Annotated in this window: 13 protein-coding genes; all 13 read right to left on the bottom strand. The window is 33.5% G+C overall.

What is annotated here, in order from left to right; all coding sequences use genetic code 11:
* Window position 1: 1 nt before the first annotated feature.
* A complete protein-coding gene (locus E7303_RS04525; RefSeq protein ID WP_292144042.1) occupies window positions 2-1027 on the bottom strand; it encodes a glycosyltransferase family 2 protein in 1026 nt (341 codons plus the stop codon).
* A gap of 13 nt (window positions 1028-1040) precedes the next feature.
* The gene (locus E7303_RS04520) at window positions 1041-1955 is read right to left on the bottom strand and encodes a glycosyltransferase family 2 protein (protein WP_292144041.1); all 915 of its coding nucleotides are present in this window, start codon (window positions 1953-1955) and stop codon (window positions 1041-1043) included.
* Window positions 1909-3675, bottom strand: coding sequence for an ABC transporter ATP-binding protein (locus E7303_RS04515; protein WP_292144040.1), 1767 nt, complete (start codon window positions 3673-3675; stop codon window positions 1909-1911). Before E7303_RS04515 ends, E7303_RS04520 begins: the two co-directional genes overlap by 47 nt.
* Window position 3676: 1 nt before the next feature.
* The gene (locus E7303_RS04510) at window positions 3677-4762 is read right to left on the bottom strand and encodes a glycosyltransferase family 10 domain-containing protein (RefSeq protein ID WP_292144039.1); all 1086 of its coding nucleotides are present in this window, start codon (window positions 4760-4762) and stop codon (window positions 3677-3679) included.
* Between the two features lie 14 nt (window positions 4763-4776).
* Complete coding sequence (locus E7303_RS04505; protein ID WP_292144038.1) at window positions 4777-5652, bottom strand: alpha-1,2-fucosyltransferase; 876 nt, start codon at window positions 5650-5652, stop codon at window positions 4777-4779.
* Window positions 5653-5658: 6 nt separating this feature from the next.
* Complete coding sequence (locus tag E7303_RS04500; protein WP_292144037.1) at window positions 5659-6858, bottom strand: glycosyltransferase family 4 protein; 1200 nt, start codon at window positions 6856-6858, stop codon at window positions 5659-5661.
* Between the two features lie 107 nt (window positions 6859-6965).
* The gene (locus E7303_RS04495) at window positions 6966-8042 is read right to left on the bottom strand and encodes a glycosyltransferase family 4 protein (RefSeq protein WP_292144036.1); all 1077 of its coding nucleotides are present in this window, start codon (window positions 8040-8042) and stop codon (window positions 6966-6968) included.
* A gap of 72 nt (window positions 8043-8114) precedes the next feature.
* A complete protein-coding gene (locus tag E7303_RS04490) occupies window positions 8115-9356 on the bottom strand; it encodes a glycosyltransferase (protein ID WP_292144035.1) in 1242 nt (413 codons plus the stop codon).
* An 11-nt stretch (window positions 9357-9367) separates the two neighbouring features.
* On the bottom strand, window positions 9368-11683 hold the full coding sequence (locus tag E7303_RS17985; RefSeq protein WP_330601618.1) for a glycosyltransferase family 4 protein: 2316 nt from the start codon (window positions 11681-11683) through the stop codon (window positions 9368-9370).
* On the bottom strand, window positions 11684-13315 hold the full coding sequence (locus E7303_RS04480; protein ID WP_292144034.1) for a hypothetical protein: 1632 nt from the start codon (window positions 13313-13315) through the stop codon (window positions 11684-11686).
* Window positions 13279-14997 (bottom strand): hypothetical protein, encoded by a 1719-nt coding sequence (locus E7303_RS04475; protein WP_292144033.1) that lies wholly within the window; start codon window positions 14995-14997, stop codon window positions 13279-13281. The genes E7303_RS04480 and E7303_RS04475 overlap by 37 nt, the downstream gene beginning before the upstream one ends.
* Before the next feature lie 862 nt (window positions 14998-15859).
* A complete protein-coding gene (locus E7303_RS04470) occupies window positions 15860-17044 on the bottom strand; it encodes a hypothetical protein (RefSeq protein WP_292144032.1) in 1185 nt (394 codons plus the stop codon).
* 12 nt (window positions 17045-17056) lie between these two features.
* Complete coding sequence (locus tag E7303_RS04465; protein ID WP_292144031.1) at window positions 17057-17515, bottom strand: hypothetical protein; 459 nt, start codon at window positions 17513-17515, stop codon at window positions 17057-17059.
* Window positions 17516-17520: the final 5 nt, after the last annotated feature.

The following is a 17520-nucleotide window of genomic DNA, read 5'->3' as shown; positions in this document are numbered from 1 at the left end:
ACTATCTCCATTTTTTATATATCTTAAACATCAATAATTCAATTTCTGCAATTACGACGTTTTTATAAATATAATCAAGTAGTACTCTATCAATAGATCCAGCTAAATCCAATGCCTTATACATTTTCTTAAAGTAGTGTGAAAAACTGCATCTTCGAAGAATAAAAAGACTATGCACAAATAAAGAAAGACTCAATTTGCCACCTAACAGCAAGCGCCTCTCTCTCCCAATATATGAAGAGAGCATCCATGCACCATAATATACCAATTGTCCTCTAGCATTCCTACCGCTTAATTTATGATACAAATAATCAAGAAGAATCGCATACTCATCTGCTCTTCTGTGCTTATCCACTCGAGTCATTGAATTGTGTTGTATTCTATACACATATCCATACACATTTTTTGCATAATAAATGCTATTTGATGAAAAAATCATAGGATACATATATGCCGCATCTTCACCTATGCGTATTTCATCCGGCACTTCCATACTTTTCAAGAACAAGTCTTTTTTTACCCATTTATTCCACATTATTGGATTTAACCCGAAGTGAAAATACTCTCCACAATACAACACTTTACTCAAAAATTCGTTCAATGACTCACCATAAAAGTATCCCCCATCCAATTTTTGAACGTGTTTTTTTAATTTTTGCTCTTCTAATGTAAAGTAATCAAAAACTACTATTTCAGGATTATACTCAAGATAAATATCATATATTTTACCTAATATATCATCTACTAAATAATCATCCGCATCTATAAAAGTAACATACTTGCCGCTAGCAAACAGCAAACCTTGCCTCCTAGCATTTACCAACCCTTTATTAGATTGATGTATAACCTTAACCCTCGGGTCCATCTCACAATATTTATCACAAAGATTACCCGAATTATCTTCAGAGCCATCGTCAACTAAAACTATTTCATAATCTCTATATTTCTGCTCCAATATACTCTTAATACATGTTTCCAAATACTCTTCAGCATTGAAAATTGGTATTATAATGCTTAAAAAAGGCATTCTTATCCCCTTACTATCTTCTTAACCTATCGCATATATACAATAAATAAAACTTAAAAGGCAAGTCACCAAAATAACTAAAAAGTTCTCCGGCTGTGTTTCCATTAGCATTTGATATATCAAGTAATTTTCTAGTATACTTCATTTCTCTATTTCTAAGTCTATATTTCTTATACAAATAGAAGTATTCCTTGAATTGTAGATCCCAATTATACTCACAGTTTCTTGTTAGTTGCTTTGAACTTTCTCCAATACACACTAAAGGTTCGTTTATGCAGATAAAATCATTATCATGCAAAAAGACTTGCATATAATAGTCAAAATCAACAGTCCATGTCAAGTTTTCATCCCATTTAACTTTATTGTCTTCTACAAATTGCCTTCTTAAAAAAACACCACTTGGTGCTCCTACTATATTGGCTAAATACAAGTATCTCCAATCAATTTTTAGCTGTTTAATATCATCATTTCTTATATATCTACGTTTTTCAAATACTTTTTCGCCATTCTCAGCAAGTTGAACTTGCTGAGATTCACAAAACGCAAAATTTGCTCCACCTTGGTCCATCTTTCTTATTATCGTATCTACACTTTTCTCATCAGAGTACCAATCATCATGATGTAACAAGGTAACATATTCACCTCTAGCTTTTGCAAAAGCATTATTCCAGTTAGAAATAGGTCCTTTGTTATTACTTCTATAATATCTAATTTTGGAACACCCTAATTGTTCTGTATAACTATATATATCCTTAGTCCTAGAATCATCACTTATTACTATTTCATAATCATCAAACGTCTGGATCAGAATTGAATTTATTGCTCTTTCAAGTCCAGTTACATTTTCAAATGCCGGAATACAAATTGATAACTTGCAACTATTATTCAAGTCCAACCTCTTTCTTTGTCCGTTCAATAAGCCTGCCATTATTAACCTCATAAATAACATCAACATTTCTTATTGTGGTTAATCTGTGTGCTATGATAATAAGAGTTTTTTCACCCTGTAAATAATTAATTGACTCCATGACTGCATTTTCCGTTTCATTATCTAAAGCTGATGTTGCTTCATCTAAAACCATAATTTCAGGATTGTGATATAGCGCTCTTGCAATTCCAATTCTCTGTCTTTGGCCCCCTGAGATTCGAGCCCCCCTATCTCCAACAAAACTATTGATTCCTTGAGGCAAACTATCAACAAATTCTCTAAGATGTGCCATATCAATAGCACGATTCACAGCGTCATCGTCTATATCCTCTTCCTTAATACCAAATGCAATATTGTTCCGAATAGTATCGTCTATGATATAAATATTTTGTGGAATATATCCCAAAAGCTGATGCCATGCATTGGGATTATCTTTAATATTCCAATCATCAACGGATATTTTTCCCTCATTAGGCTGAAGAATCCCCAAAATAATATCAGCCAAAGTTGTTTTTCCGGCTCCAGAGCTTCCAATAAAAGCTACTGATTGGCCTTTCTTTATAGTTAAAGAAATATCTTTAATTACGAACTCGTTTCCATCTGGATATTTGTAAAATACATGATCTACACTTAGTTTATTCTCAAATTTTGCACCTTCATAAACATCTGTTTCATTTGCTAATTCTTCCGGTGTGTCTTCAATACTCCTCAAATCATCATATATAAATTCCAGTGATGGCATGCAATAATTTATGTTATTTATATAAGCATTAATTTTGCCTACAGAAGGTAATATTCTAAACGCAGCAACCGCAAAAGCAGATAATTGTGGCACAAAACTCTGTATCTCTACATCTTTACCAAAAGAGAGCTTTATAATTATCGCAATTAGCATTCCAACAATGCTTACTGTTTCTATTATATATTTAGGAACGGCAGTTAATAATTCGTTCGTTTTTGCGCCTCTAATTGTCTTCTCATAATACTTACTATATTCATCTATGAAGTATTTTTCTCTATGTAATACTTTTACTTCTTTGATTCCGCTAAGCGCCTGATTTATCCATTGCAATAATTTAGCATTATATAATTCATTTCTTTTCCCAATTTTGCCAGAGACATTTTTTGAAACAAATGCAAAAATCGCTATGCAAAAAAGTAGCATTCCCATTACAACTAGTGTTATTGAATGACTTGTATGAAAAAGAAAAACGCCTAATGCAGACAATACCACTACTTCTGACAACAAATGCAAAGCATTATTGACTAATAGCATGAATTGGTTTGTGTCTGTCTGTAAACTTCTTTGTAATACCGATATATTTCTATTCAAATGAAATGTATAAGGCTCATGCATATAAGTAGACAGCAATTTGATTGAAATATACTTTCTAGTCCGATATGAAAAAGAGAGAATACGTTCTTGTAAGAAGCATAAATATATATTTTTAGCTAAATATATAGCACATATTCCAAGCGCAATTATTACTATAAAATCTTTATCATCTGGTTCCCCGAAAAATCTATATAAGCTCAATATATAAGAATAGTCATTCAACGCACCTCTAGTGTCCATTATTAACGAAATTAACGGCATAATACACGCTACACCAATTAACTCCACAAAACTTCCAACAATCATTAGAAGAACCAAAAAAAACAAATTAGCCTTCTGACTTCTTGTAAAAATATACCTTAATTTTTCAATGTTCTTTTTCATTTTATTCTATCCTAAGCTTTCTTTTTACTTTCGACGCCTTTATACGCAAATTAAGCAGCATCTTATCAGTGGCTTGCAGAATGTATTTTTTATACACATACACTCTTTCACTAAATCCCGGGGCCACGTCTGCTTGGCAATTTTCATATGCATATATTACTTCTCTACACAGAACATCTGCACTGAACATTTCCTCATTAGGGTTATCCACATACTTTTTGGCTGCGTCAATATATCCCATATATTCTTTCTCAGACATATTTTTTAAATATGCATATAAATCTTCTAAAGAGGAATACTCACTATAATCAATGAATGCTTCCTTGGGAATATATAACGAAACATCATCTGCTCCCAAGTATATTGGTACTATTCCACTACATAAGCAATCACATATTTTTTCTGTAACATATCCTCTTATATTTTTAGAATTTTCGAAACAAATAGCAAATCTATAGCCATGATATGTAATACATTTGTCATAGACAGTTCCTTTGTAGCATGGATGTAATAAACTATCCCATCCTGTTCCATAGAAATCAAAATCCTCTTTATGATTATTCTCAAGCCATATTATTACTTTTTCTCTTTCGCTATATAATTCATTTTCATTATCTGACGTCTTATTTCCAGAAATCGAAGTTATTAATTTTCTATCTTTATAATCAACGTCTCCATACCTTTTCACAAAATCGAATGGAATATTTCTTTTAAAGATACGCCTGTTGTCAACCAGATCATAGTTCCATGTCAGTATTCCCCCAAACCACTTAAGCAGTTTAGCATAACCTTCTTTAGTATTCTTTGGTACTACAACTGGAGGTTCAGCAGAACAGTAAAAAGCTCTATCAAGCAAATTACGTTGCATTATTTCCTTATACCATTTGTAATTAACACTAAAAAACAGAAAACAATCTATATCCTCTAGTTTTTCATAGCAATCTATAGTATGAAACTCAATCCCCCTACTTCTAAATGCTTCTGCAAATAATACATGCGTTCCTTTATACCCATCTTCTCTAGGAATATATACGCTATCTTTTTTTATTGAATCATCCCAAGGGACAATAGCAATTCTTTTCATCATTTTACAATCCGTCATTATATAAGTATCCAATCCTTACAATATATGTCTCTAACTCTTTTTGTCTTATTCCATTGCCTTGGTGAAACTACAACCTTTGAATTATTTTTATTCAACCAAGCTGCCCACCAGCTGAACGAGCTGTTAGCAATAATGTTTCCATCACATTCACTCATAAGCAAAAGATCATAATAGTCATTCCATAACGTCGATCTTACAAAATAATATTTTTCATCAGATGGTAGTACATTTTTCGCCAACTTGTCATCATCAGTAAACACAAAAAAAGTAGCATCATTCCAAGTACTTTTGATTATTTCTATTGCCTTGCTATAGTATTGTAAATTGCAAATGCCTCCCATCTTTTCAATGTTATACTTGTTATAATAGTCCCCTCCTCTTATGTGAATAGAAACCGCATGATTACTTTCAGTAATAGTTCTTTCTAGTTCTGTATACTCAACAGATTTAGGTTTTTCTATTTTAATAAATTTATCTAATATAACAGGGCGTATATCATTAAAATATTTAGCAGTTTGCCAGTACCCAAATAAATAGCCGTTTTTTCTAGTAAGTATGCAACGCTTGTATTCCTCTGACTCTTCAACATAATATGGAATATATTGCCTAAGCAAAGGAATCCTTGATAAGATATATTTCCAAATCACTTCCTCATTCTTCTTTTTATAAATATCCACGCTATCCCTTGACGCTTCTTCAAATTCAATACCAAGCAATTCCCTTATACTTTCTCTTTCGGTATTTTCTTCATTAAAGCTATCATAAAAAGATGTATCTACTTTAACATCCGCGCCTTTTTTTTCCAACGCATAGCAAAGTGCATATTGAAACAGTTGGTTTCCTAAGCCCCCCATTATTTTCACGATAATCATTATTTTCTATTCCTTTACTACGCTAATCAATTCCTTCACTTTTTCTTCTATACGGTAATGCTTCATTGCATATGCTCTCGACTCTTGTCCTTTTTCATATACAAATGAAGAATCATTTAGTACCTCGTTTATTCTTTCAGCCATTTCATTATAATTATTAACAACAGTGCATCCTGGGATTTTTTCCGCATGTCCAACATTTGTAGATATAATCATGAGCCCCGATGCTGCTGCTTCACACAGTACAATAGGATATTGCTCTTTTCTACTTCCCATCAAAAAAATATCTGCTTCCTTCATATAATGCTTCATATCCAATCTATCAAGTCCATAGAATAACTCTATATTAATTTTATCTACAAAAGCATGCCCTTTATTTTTTTTCAACTCATTTTTTTTATACTCATTAATCTCACACAATTCATTATAATACTTCTCATCCTGCCCCCCGATCATTCTAAGCGTAATATTCTTATTTCGCCCTGAAAACATCTCCAATGCATGATAAAAAGCATTCAGTACTGCTTTTTGATTCTTATTATCATCATAGTTTGACACATAAATAAAATTCAGGCTATCTTTGTCACAAATGTTATTATTTCTAATATAATTAAAGAAATCATCCTCAACTGCATTTTCTATAATAACGCCATTTGAAAGTCCATATTTTTGAGCATATTCAAATGCACTATTGTTCTCTGATAAGTATATTACTTTATCAAATTTTTTTATGTATTTATAAGCTTGCTTATAGTATCTATACCAATAATAGTTATATTTAAATGCATTCAATCTAAAATGTAATAAATTATCAATCAACGGGTATCTTTCAAAATATGCAGAAGAACCATGATTATATAGTATTTTCTTACAATCAATTTCATCTAAAATAGGAGATAGAAAATCAAACGTCCATGTTTGAACGCATACACATATTAAAACATCTGGTGCAAATTCTTCTATATATTTACGAAGTCTTGCTTTTTCTCCGTAAAACTTGAATCCTTTTTGCTGAATGCCAATTCTGTACACACAGATTCCATCATAATCATATTTATTATTATACTCAGCAGTCAAACTATCTTTTTTTTCAGTTATGACAATAACCTCATTATCTCGTGATAATCCCTTAGCCATATAATCATTAACTAATGATATCCCATTTTTTTCAGGAAAAAATGAATGCGTTAATATCAATATTTTCATATACTTTTCCTTAATTCATTCAGTAAGTACACTATATAATCCGAAGAGTTTTTCTATCGCAGATATACATATGTATCATTTCTAACTATTTATTAAAAACACGTTGCTCACTTATATTTCCTTAAAAAGCACTCAATTTCTTTTGCCATTACCTTTTCATTATTAGTATCACTTATGTATTTTTGAGCATTTTTCGCAATGCTATACCTCAGTTTTTCATCAACGTTAACAGTTTCAATTAATTCTGCTAACTGTTCAAAATTCTCTGGTTCGTATAGCAAAGCAGTCTTTCCATCTTCAATATAATCCATTAAACTAGGCACCCTTGATGTAATTACACACTTCCCCATTGCCATCTGCTGCATTAATGTCATCTGCCCATATGAATAATTAAATGATTTTAAAGGAAGTATAGAAAACTTTGCATCTCTAATCAAAGCCATAAGGTCTTTAATAGGCACAAAACCTATCTGCTCGATATTAGTCAACCCATAATACTTTTCATTTACGTTCCCTACAAGTTTAAGAACAAGATTTTCTGTATCAGCAAGCTGAAATGCCTTAACCAGTGTATCCCAATCTCGCTTTGCATATCCTACGCAGATACAATAGTCTTTTCCACTTTCGTCGCAATTGTCTGAACTATGATTTTCAAGTATTCCATTAAAAAAATCGAAATCCGTTCCAAACTTTATAAATTCAGACTTATCTATAACCCAGGGAAAGTATTTTTTATAATAGTCTCTTTGACTTGAAGTATGATAGATTATACCATCAATAGACTTGCTGGCAAATTGCATCAACTTTAGTGCAAAACCACTTTCAGCTGCACTGTTAAATGCACCAATATCAAAGACGATGTGTTTTGATCTTGTTCTAAACAACCGCCGCCATAAGGCGATTACTATTCCACTTTGCATTCCATGAGACACTATTAAATCATATTTATTAAGCTGAGGAATTGCTTTTATAGCTTGAATAATATAAAAACGTAATTTGTTTTTTTCTATGTTTTCTAATACACCAATTGACCTTATATCAATAATGTCAACATCAGGCTTATCGTTAAAATATCTAAAAAACCAATAATCCTGACCATCTACACAATAATCCGGTGGCTGTTTTTCTAATGGCTCAACATCGCAATATTCAACTTTCCAATTCGGAAGAAAAAGAATTAGCATTAATTTCAACTCCACATTCTAGTAAACAAACTGATAGAAGCACATAATAAACAAAAAAATAAGCGATTTCATTTATCTATTTTCATATACATCCAGTATCCACTTAGTATATTCATTTACATCCATGTAATCTATAGCTTCTAAATTGTTTCTGATTACATTTATTTTTTTCATTGCATCTTTTTCATTCCATGCAATTAGTATCTTATTCTTTAAATCGTCAACATCCCCGCTCTTAAACAGCCATCCCGTTTTACCATCATCAACCAATTCAGGAATACCACCAATTCTTGCACCCAGCACAGGCACAAGTCTTTCCTGGCTCTCCATTACTGAGAACGGACAATTTTCATACCACTCTGACGGATATACAGTAAATAATGCATTGCAAATCAATGCATCCAGTTCAACACCAGATTTAAAGCCAACATTAGTAGCATTTGATAGTTTCTCTATTTCTTCAACATACCCACCATTTCCAGCAAAAACAAATTTAACTTCTTGAAGCTGTCTTGCTGCCTCAATTAACGTCCTTACTCCTTTTTCCACTGAAAAACGCCCAAAATATAAAACATACTTTTTATATGGAAGTTCTATATTGTCAACAGCTTCTTTTACAGCAGAATTATTAAAATGTTCTACAAAATTATGCATCGTGACAGTCTTACTAGCAAATAATGGATTTGTATCCATTTTCTTTTTCATAAACTCAGAACAACAGATAATAGTATCAATATATTTATATACACCATTCCAATTCCAAAAGTATGCTTCCGTAGCCCCAACTATGGACTTTGCAGTTGATCCATGGATACATTTTCCTTTTATACAATTACTAAAATTGCCCCCTATACACTTCTCACAGTTCTCGTGTGTAGCAGGATTATTAAACATATGATTAGGACACAATAATTGATAATCATGAGCTGTAAATACTATCTTACATTTTTTGCCTGATTGTTTTCTCCATTTTACTATCTCGAGTATTATCGATGGAGTGAGCTGATAGTTAAAATTGTTTAAATGAACCACATCTGGCTTAAAATCTTCAAGAACAAGCCTTATTTTCCTTCTGGATTCTGAGCTATAAATAGTTTTTAATGGATATGTAAATTTGCTTAATGGATTACCTCCATGAAAGTCCATATCTGAAGTATAGGCATTAGCAGCATTGCCAACACATCTACCTTCATGCTCCATGCCAAAATACTGAACATCATGCCCAAGCTTTATCAACGCTTCTCCCAATTTAAATATGTAAGTCTCTGATCCACCATTGGGATAGAGAAATTTATTTACCATCAATACTTTCATGACCAGATACCTTAAAGATATAAGCCAACTGTCTCTTTAGCTATATCATCCCAATTGTATTTTCCGCAAACATAGTCAGCTGCCTGAGCTTTACACTTATCAACCACCTCTCGATTGTTAATTAGCTCACTCAGTTTTCTAACTAAATCTTCTTCATCGTTTGTCCTAAACGAAACGCCCTTATCTCTCACAACATCTACATTTTCAGCTATATCAGAAACAAGACAGCAATTTCCATAACTCATAGCCTCTAAAAGACTAAGTGGCATACCTTCAAGTTCACTTGGAAGGCAGTACAGGTAAGCATTACTATATAACTCTGCCATTTCATCACCCTGCACAAAACCTGTGAATATGATTCTATCATCATCTGATGCTAATTTCTTTAAAGACTCTACATACTCACTGGAATCGCTACTTCCACCTGCAATTACAAGCTTCTTTTCTGTATCAAGTTCTTTGAATGCATCTATAATTAAATCAATTCGTTTCTCTCTTGTAAGCCTTGAAAGAGACAATATATAATCATCACCTTTTAGTCCATACTTTGAAGTTATTATATCTGCTGCCTTTCTTTCAGGTCTCTCCACTCCATTAGGAATTAGATTGGTTTCTCTATTATAGTTTTCAAGGAAATATTGCTGTACATGCCTGCTCAAAACTATCATGCTATCAGAAAACTCCACAGCAACTTTTTCTCCAAACTTTATAAATGAAGATGCCATTGATCCCCATTTACCATTTCTTGCCCAATCAAGCCCATGGATTGTTGCAACAGTTTTTATTCCAAACAAGGATGGTATCCACATGAATGCACAAGGACCTTCTGCGTGGTAATGAATAACGTCATAATTTTTAAATGAAACCACTATACTAGCAATAAAAGAATAAACCAATGCAGCAATTCCCTTTTTCTGAATAGTCGGAATTCTTACAATACCAACTCCCTCATATGATTTTAAATTGTCATAATCAGCGAGATTAAACTCATTTCCAGAAACATGATGTCCACTTCTATTATAAGCATCAACTTCATGTCCCATCTTCACCATTCTTGTAGATAGCTCTTCAACTACTATCTCTACTCCACCTTCTCTGCTAGGAATACGCTTATGCCCAATCATGGCGATTTTAAACTTATCCTTATGAGCAGGAATAAAAAGCTTTATAGGACAACTTCCAGTAGCATCAACGATATTGTAAAAGCAATCGCCCAGTATCCATCCATATATGAAAAAATTAGTCGGATCTGTAAAATATCCACCAGTCATCTGATAAATCGTGATATAGATAAAAAGGGCCTTATCTATATTATTACCATGTTTAAAGCAAAAGAATCCTAACCCAAATACACATATTAGAACTAACAGGATACCAAATATGCCTCCCTCAGCGATAATGCGAAGGAAAGAATTTGGAAACGCAATGTCACTATCAATAAGGTTAAGTGCAAACGGCGTATTTCCATTTCCAAATCCCACTCCAAGAAAATATGTTTCATCGAGCACGTGGCCTAGTTTTGCTATCGGAATAACTATTTTTTGGTTGACCAAAGAATCTGTTCCACTAACTATTCCTCTGATACGTCCTAGGTATGTCTGGTTTAGTAATAAGGCTACAACTGTAACTACAGCCATAAACAAAGATGCATTTTTATATCGCTTTAATACTCTATTGTCGCCTTTTTTAGCTTTATGCACATATCCAACGCACAACATGGAAAAGATCGCTATAAATGCACAGGTAATTCCACCTATTCCATATGAAAGGTATAAATCAATTATCATTACTACAGCGCCAACTGCCTGCTTCCAAAAAACTTCCTCTGTCATGATCTGATAAACCAACATAACAAGCACAAGTCCTGAAGCAAAAGCAAGTGCACCAGCATTAATATAAAAAAGTCTTAATCTGGATGCTGCAACTATGCCATCAACAAATTCCTCTGGTGCCCACAAAGCTGAATCCCTAAAAAGCAATGCAACAACTGTCTCCATCCCATGGATCCATACAATTGTCCCAACGAATCTGAACATTTTCCATCTTCTGCAGTTGTAGGCAACGAACACCATAAGTGTGACATTAAGAGCCATCTTTGCGAGGAAAATAAACGAACGATTAACCCAAGTCCATGGATACAAATAAGCCATAATAAATGTAAGAACAATGAATGGCACCAGCAATTTTAGTATATAAGCCAATTTATCATGTCTTTTCCACGCATAGAAAAGAAGCGCAAATGCAGAAAACAAATAAAAAATATCTGTATTGCCACTTCTTCCCAAAATATATTTTGATGTAAATAGAAAAGCCTGTATATACTCCATCTATTCTATTCCGTACCTCTCACCGAATTTCTCTATCCATTCCTTCCTCGGAATAGCTCTGCAACTATTCTTCCCATAAAAGCTTGCAGTCATATAATTATCCACATTATCCGGATCTGCAACAATAGGCATTTGCATTAAAGGTCCCTGCTCGTTATTAACTTCAGGAACGATCACATCGTCCACTTCCTCTTCTGTCATAAGCATTCTTTGAAGTTTCATTTGCTCTTTATAATCATCTGCCTGTCCCGACAGATAATACTCTAAGCATACATAATCTGTATATTTTTTTACCCCATGTCTGCCAAAGAAAGCAATCATCACAACTACTATACTAATACCAATTACAACTACACGTTTTCTTACGCCTTTCTTTTTCGAAACTTGACCATCACTAACTATTTCATTTTGTTCAGTACATTTAAAAGTAGTATAAGAAACAAGATAAATAGCCAAAGCTGATGAGCAAACGAAAAATGTCCAAAAGTTAAAGTTGAAATAACCAGAGGAGACTTCTCCTCCTGCATATAGTCTTGGAGCATAAACACTTGCATTTAAAAGAAAAAGTGTAACCGAAAATAAAACAGGGTGAGAAAAAACATCTTGTATATTAGTTATCTCAGTAGATTTGCCTTTTCTCAATTCATACACTGCATAATAGGTTATAGCTCCAATAAAAATCAAAGCAATAACCACAAATGTTTTCTCAGCTATAAAGTATTCAAATGCATCTTGAACTGAAAAAATAATGCTTTTTACTATCGTTGCAGCAGCCCCGCCGGAAGGTTGTGCCCCATTTTCTAAATCTGATGCACTTCTTACAGCATTTCCCGGTGCTATAACACTGATTACAAATCCTATCATTTCGAGTAAAAAGGGTATCATCAATGCAAAGTCTCGCTTATCCCTATTCTTTGAGATTACCGCCTTGCTAAGCCACATTAGAAAAATCGAAAGGGTAGTAAGTATAATTGCAGGGTAAGTCGCCCCACCTAGCAAAGTAGCTAAAATTATAAGAGCAATCAAATCTATTGTTCCATGCTCAAGTAAATATCTATCCGCTAGTACTATGCTTATCAATGTCATACACATTGGCATAGCATAGTGTACAGAACCTACCCACCAGAAAATAGCCGATTTCTGTGACGGCACAAGCTGAAAAGAGAAAATCAGAAAGATAAGCCCTACTTCAAGCCACAAATACTTTCCAAGCTTCCACCTTGTCTTTATAAAGTGATGTGCAAATATCAAGAAACTGATGACCTGCATAACTACAAATATATATGGAACAATAACATACGCTGAATCAGAAAACACTTCCGGATGAAGGCAAAAAACAAAACAGTCAAACCAGGTTCCTTGCCATCCATACCAAGTTGCGACTGTGGTTTCAGCTGCTGCCTTTATGGCATCCATCACTGACCCCATAGCCAAATATGCTAAATGCGCCCTAGCACCGTAATTATAATCATCCCCTGCTGCACAGTCATATTCTGCGACAATAAAAACAGGAAACAATGAAATAAACAAAATTATTGCAAGCGCAAAACACAGCACTAGGTTCTTCCTTTCGTTTTTTTCGTTCACCGTCATATTTATTCCTTTATTACATATATTTCTTTTATATCCCATAGTTCATCGTCAACTTGAATCAATTCCAGATTTTTCGAAAGGCACTTGCACAAATGTCGTCTAATCATTTCAGCAACTTCTGAATTTGAGCAATGTAAGTAAACTTTATCATCAACAAGCGCTTTCATCGGGTTCTTTATGCCTCTCTGTGTGCAATAATATAATGAATCAGGCGATGGGAATATCCAATTGCCCAAGTATGCCGAATTTTCAAATATGCTCCCATACTTAGCGCGAGTAATACTCACAGGATTATTTGTTACATAAAAATCAGTTAGCATATAAAAATTATCTTTATCACTCAAAAAAGAGTATAGTCTTCCTGTTATATCTGCTTCATGTGCAACAATACTTTTTTCCTTAGTATATCGCCATTCATAAATATTATTCCAAATAAAAACTATTACTGCTATACTCCCTGCTATAATAAGCAATTTCTTTGCCTTTTCACCATTTATATATCTGATAATAGACTTTTCATTCTCACTAATGCAGATATATACGATTGAAAAAACTATTACTGCAACATATGTGCCACACTCCGCTCTCCACATAAACCTGTTTACGCAAGTAAAATACCAATATATCGTATAAACGCAAAAAACATTAAATAAGGCATAAAGCTTTGAATACTTATTCCCCAAAAGAAATAACAACAATATCAAGCAAAATGCTGATACCAATATCAATTTGCTCAACCCAGGAATCCTCTCATGAGCATTTGTCAAATTAACAACAGTCTCTTTTAATGTGCTTAAGTTCAAGTTGATTTGATTATTGTTATGTTTTCTCTCAATATCTATAACGTCATACAGCCATCCCCTGTTATAAAAATCTAAATCGCCAAATATCCACTGATTATATAGTTCTATATCATTGTAGCCAGTTTTTATTTTTTCATATCTTTCCGGGTCGTGATCATAATTAATACTCATATGATCTCTAAGATATGCACTGGCACTGTTATAACTCCAATATTCATTCCATTCTGGATTTATAGCCCTAAACACCATTTCAGAAGCAAGCAATACTACCACAGTCAAAACTAACACTAATGTTCTTACAGCGAAGATTAAAATGTTTTCTTTCTTCAGCTTCTTTCTGTTCATCAAGAAAAATATTGCACAAAAAGCCATTATAAATGGCATCATCATATATAGACAATCCATCCTTGATCCAGCGCCAAATAAGAATAATATAGTTCCTAAAATCCAACACTTATCTCTATTTCTCATCGAAATAAAAACAAGTCCAATGCCACATGCAATCCATAGTGATGCAGTTTTGGTAAACTGTACTGCAACATAGTAATCTCTAGAAAATATTATATTTATCAAAAAGCTCCCCAAAAACGCAATTATCTTTGAATGTCTATAAAATAAAATCACACATAATGACGCAATTGAAATCATACTCAATACTATCATTGTCCAATAATACCAATTTATTAATGGAAACAGTCTATTAAATAATGCAATAGGAATTCCATAGAGTATATTACTGAAAGGAATATAGTAGTTATACATAGGCCCAAAAGCACCTACACTAACTAAATTGCGAAAAGCATCATCATTTCCTGCATAGTCCAGCTCCCCACCTAAAATGCTGATAGAGCACGCAAGTAAAGTGGCCAAAAACACTATAATTATATTATAAGAATCAATACTTTTATACTTATTCATATCATATCGCCTCAAAATGATATATAGTTATTTCCCGAACATATACAATGCATATACTATTCCAGCAAAGTAATGCAATAATAATCCCAAAAGCTCAAATACTATTTTGTGCTTATTACTATATAATCTTTCCCCTTGGAAATACTGTAAAAAACGTAATGTGGCACACAGACAAACTTCAAAACAGTAAAATGGCGGTGTTTGAAACATCGCCATTGACTATTCCATACTTTTTCTCATATCATAACAGCACCTAAATCATCATGCTAACTGAATCACTTATCGACAAATTAAGAATTAGCAGTACTTTTGTATCAAGCTCTGAACCATAAAAAGAAGCATTTAAATTCAAAAGGCTAAATACTCTCACAAAAACAGCCATTATTGCCAACACATTACTATAAATGTGCTTCTCAACATTTTTAATACTACTAATTTAATTTCATGTCCCGGCTGATATATTGGTGCATCCAACGTCAAGCATTGTCTGAGCCTATTATTCCGCCAAACCCTTTTGGCTATTATATCGTTGGGTAATTTTTACTTTCTCGGCTCATAACAAATGCAGACTCACAGGGCATAAACTTACACTTATATTTTTCATCTTTTCTACAACGGTATACTTTTCCGTCGACAAATCATAGCCTATATTTGTTACACTGTCACGATCAAATGAGCTGATTATCTCTCCACCGCATTCTAATAACTTTTTATCATATACAGGCATTATTTTACCTTTTCTAAAGACAATTCCCATATATTATACACGTTTTATCACACATCGGTGTCAGTTATATGAACCAAGAAAGTCTCTAGATTAAGAAGAATATCATCCATCTCTCTCCCAAAAATTTTTAACATCTTAAAACTCACTATACCTTTTTTGCAAAGTTCTGTATAAATATGCCGCAGCTATTGGTATCAGTAGATTTCTCCCAATATACCTTGAAACAAAAGTTGCCTCAATTATTGTGTAAACACCAAGGGAGAACACAATAAGAACAGTCCAAATATCCTTTTCTTTGTAGCAAAGATATATCAACAGCAGAATAAGTATAACTACAACTGTTGCAGGAACAATTCCATACCAATAGTACAATCTAACCCAGCCCATATCAAAAATTCTGTCGCTATTCCTATCAGAAAAAAACTTCCAGGTCTCAACAGCTCCTTCATGGGTCTGTGAATCATAATAAAGATTTGCGATTCTTCCATTTAAAATCTCATCAAGCTTTGCAACTAATTCATTCCCTGTTTGCCAAATCACTTCTCCATTATCCAGAACAGTCCAACGATATTTGCTGGCAATTGCTGCCACAACAGAGATGAGCACGCACATGCCAGGTGAAACTAATCCTGCCAAAATATATACGAGTTTTTTTTCTTTGATCACCGGAATAAATCTTACTATCATCGCAAGAGCAATTGTCATCATAAATATCAATATAATTGTCCTGGAAACACTAAATTTATACAAAACAATAGTACCGACTATCCATGCCAAATAGCTAACAATTCCGGCTCTTTTACCATAAAGCCACAGCCATAGCAGTAAAATCACATACGCACAACCACATAGAGTATTGGGGTGACCAAAGCCAAGAGTGTATCTTCGTTCTACGCTGCCTCTTCCGAAATCTGCATCAACATAGACATCTCCCATAACTCCGATCAAAGATAAAGCTGTAATAAGAATGAACCCTGCCAGACAGAAATAAAACCAATACTTCATAGTCTTCTCAAGGTTAATATCTTTGGCAGCAAACACAAACATCGAAAATCTTAAAAGTTCATTTCTCCCCGTTATCCTGTAGCATATGAAAGTAAAACAAAATGTAGCTATAATGATCAGCCATTCCTTTTTATCATGCTTCATGATCAGCACTGCAATAAGTGTCAAAAGAAATGTTACTCTGAAAACATGACTGATGAAAGGAATTGAAATTTCGCTCTTCTCAAGCAACATAAAAAAAAGTTCAATAGTAAGTGCCACGTAGTACAGAGTATTTGAAATGTTTTTTCTGTCTATCTTTCGGATATTATCCATATCAAACAATCCTTATTTTGTATAAATATATTCTATCCTCTTGATCACTGGATTCTCCTCATCTTCTCCAATGAATCCGGTATAGATATAAAGGTCATAAGTATCGCCTTTTTCCAAGCCAAGTCCAGAAACATCCCAAATATAGTATAAACCATCTATTTTATCAAATTCCACACTCTGAACTGACTGAACAATCTCATCCTGCCCTTTCTGAATCGATAGAACAAAAGTCCCTACGTTTTCAAAAAAGTTTTCCAGTGAAACATGGATTTCTTTTAAATCCTTACGTTTAACAGTAAACTGCTGACTGTAACCGGAGTGTTCTGCAAGCTCATATCCACTGGCAAGACTCTCATCATGCAGATTTTCTGTCTTAGTTGTAAACTTATCAACCGATAATACTCCTGCTCCAAATAGCCATATTAACAACAGTACAGGGATGATTAACTTACTTTCAAGAGATGTAGGCAACTGAA

It is taken from the genome of Butyrivibrio sp. (assembly GCF_015056685.1).
Lineage (GTDB): Bacteria > Bacillota > Clostridia > Lachnospirales > Lachnospiraceae > Butyrivibrio.
The sequence above is the reverse complement of the archived record's forward strand: the minus strand, read 5'-3'. Positions and strand labels throughout refer to the sequence as shown.

Coding starts and splice junctions, on each gene's coding strand:
- E7303_RS04525 (WP_292144042.1), bottom strand. CDS start 1,027: ATGCCTTTTTTAAGCATTATAATACCAATTTTCAATGCTGAAGAGTAT.
- E7303_RS04520 (WP_292144041.1), bottom strand. CDS start 1,955: ATGGCAGGCTTATTGAACGGACAAAGAAAGAGGTTGGACTTGAATAAT.
- E7303_RS04515 (WP_292144040.1), bottom strand. CDS start 3,675: ATGAAAAAGAACATTGAAAAATTAAGGTATATTTTTACAAGAAGTCAG.
- E7303_RS04510 (WP_292144039.1), bottom strand. CDS start 4,762: ATGATGAAAAGAATTGCTATTGTCCCTTGGGATGATTCAATAAAAAAA.
- E7303_RS04505 (WP_292144038.1), bottom strand. CDS start 5,652: ATGATTATCGTGAAAATAATGGGGGGCTTAGGAAACCAACTGTTTCAA.
- E7303_RS04500 (WP_292144037.1), bottom strand. CDS start 6,858: ATGAAAATATTGATATTAACGCATTCATTTTTTCCTGAAAAAAATGGG.
- E7303_RS04495 (WP_292144036.1), bottom strand. CDS start 8,042: ATGCTAATTCTTTTTCTTCCGAATTGGAAAGTTGAATATTGCGATGTT.
- E7303_RS04490 (WP_292144035.1), bottom strand. CDS start 9,356: ATGAAAGTATTGATGGTAAATAAATTTCTCTATCCCAATGGTGGATCA.
- E7303_RS17985 (WP_330601618.1), bottom strand. CDS start 11,683: ATGGAGTATATACAGGCTTTTCTATTTACATCAAAATATATTTTGGGA.
- E7303_RS04480 (WP_292144034.1), bottom strand. CDS start 13,315: ATGGGATATAAAAGAAATATATGTAATAAAGGAATAAATATGACGGTG.
- E7303_RS04475 (WP_292144033.1), bottom strand. CDS start 14,997: ATGAATAAGTATAAAAGTATTGATTCTTATAATATAATTATAGTGTTT.
- E7303_RS04470 (WP_292144032.1), bottom strand. CDS start 17,044: ATGGATAATATCCGAAAGATAGACAGAAAAAACATTTCAAATACTCTG.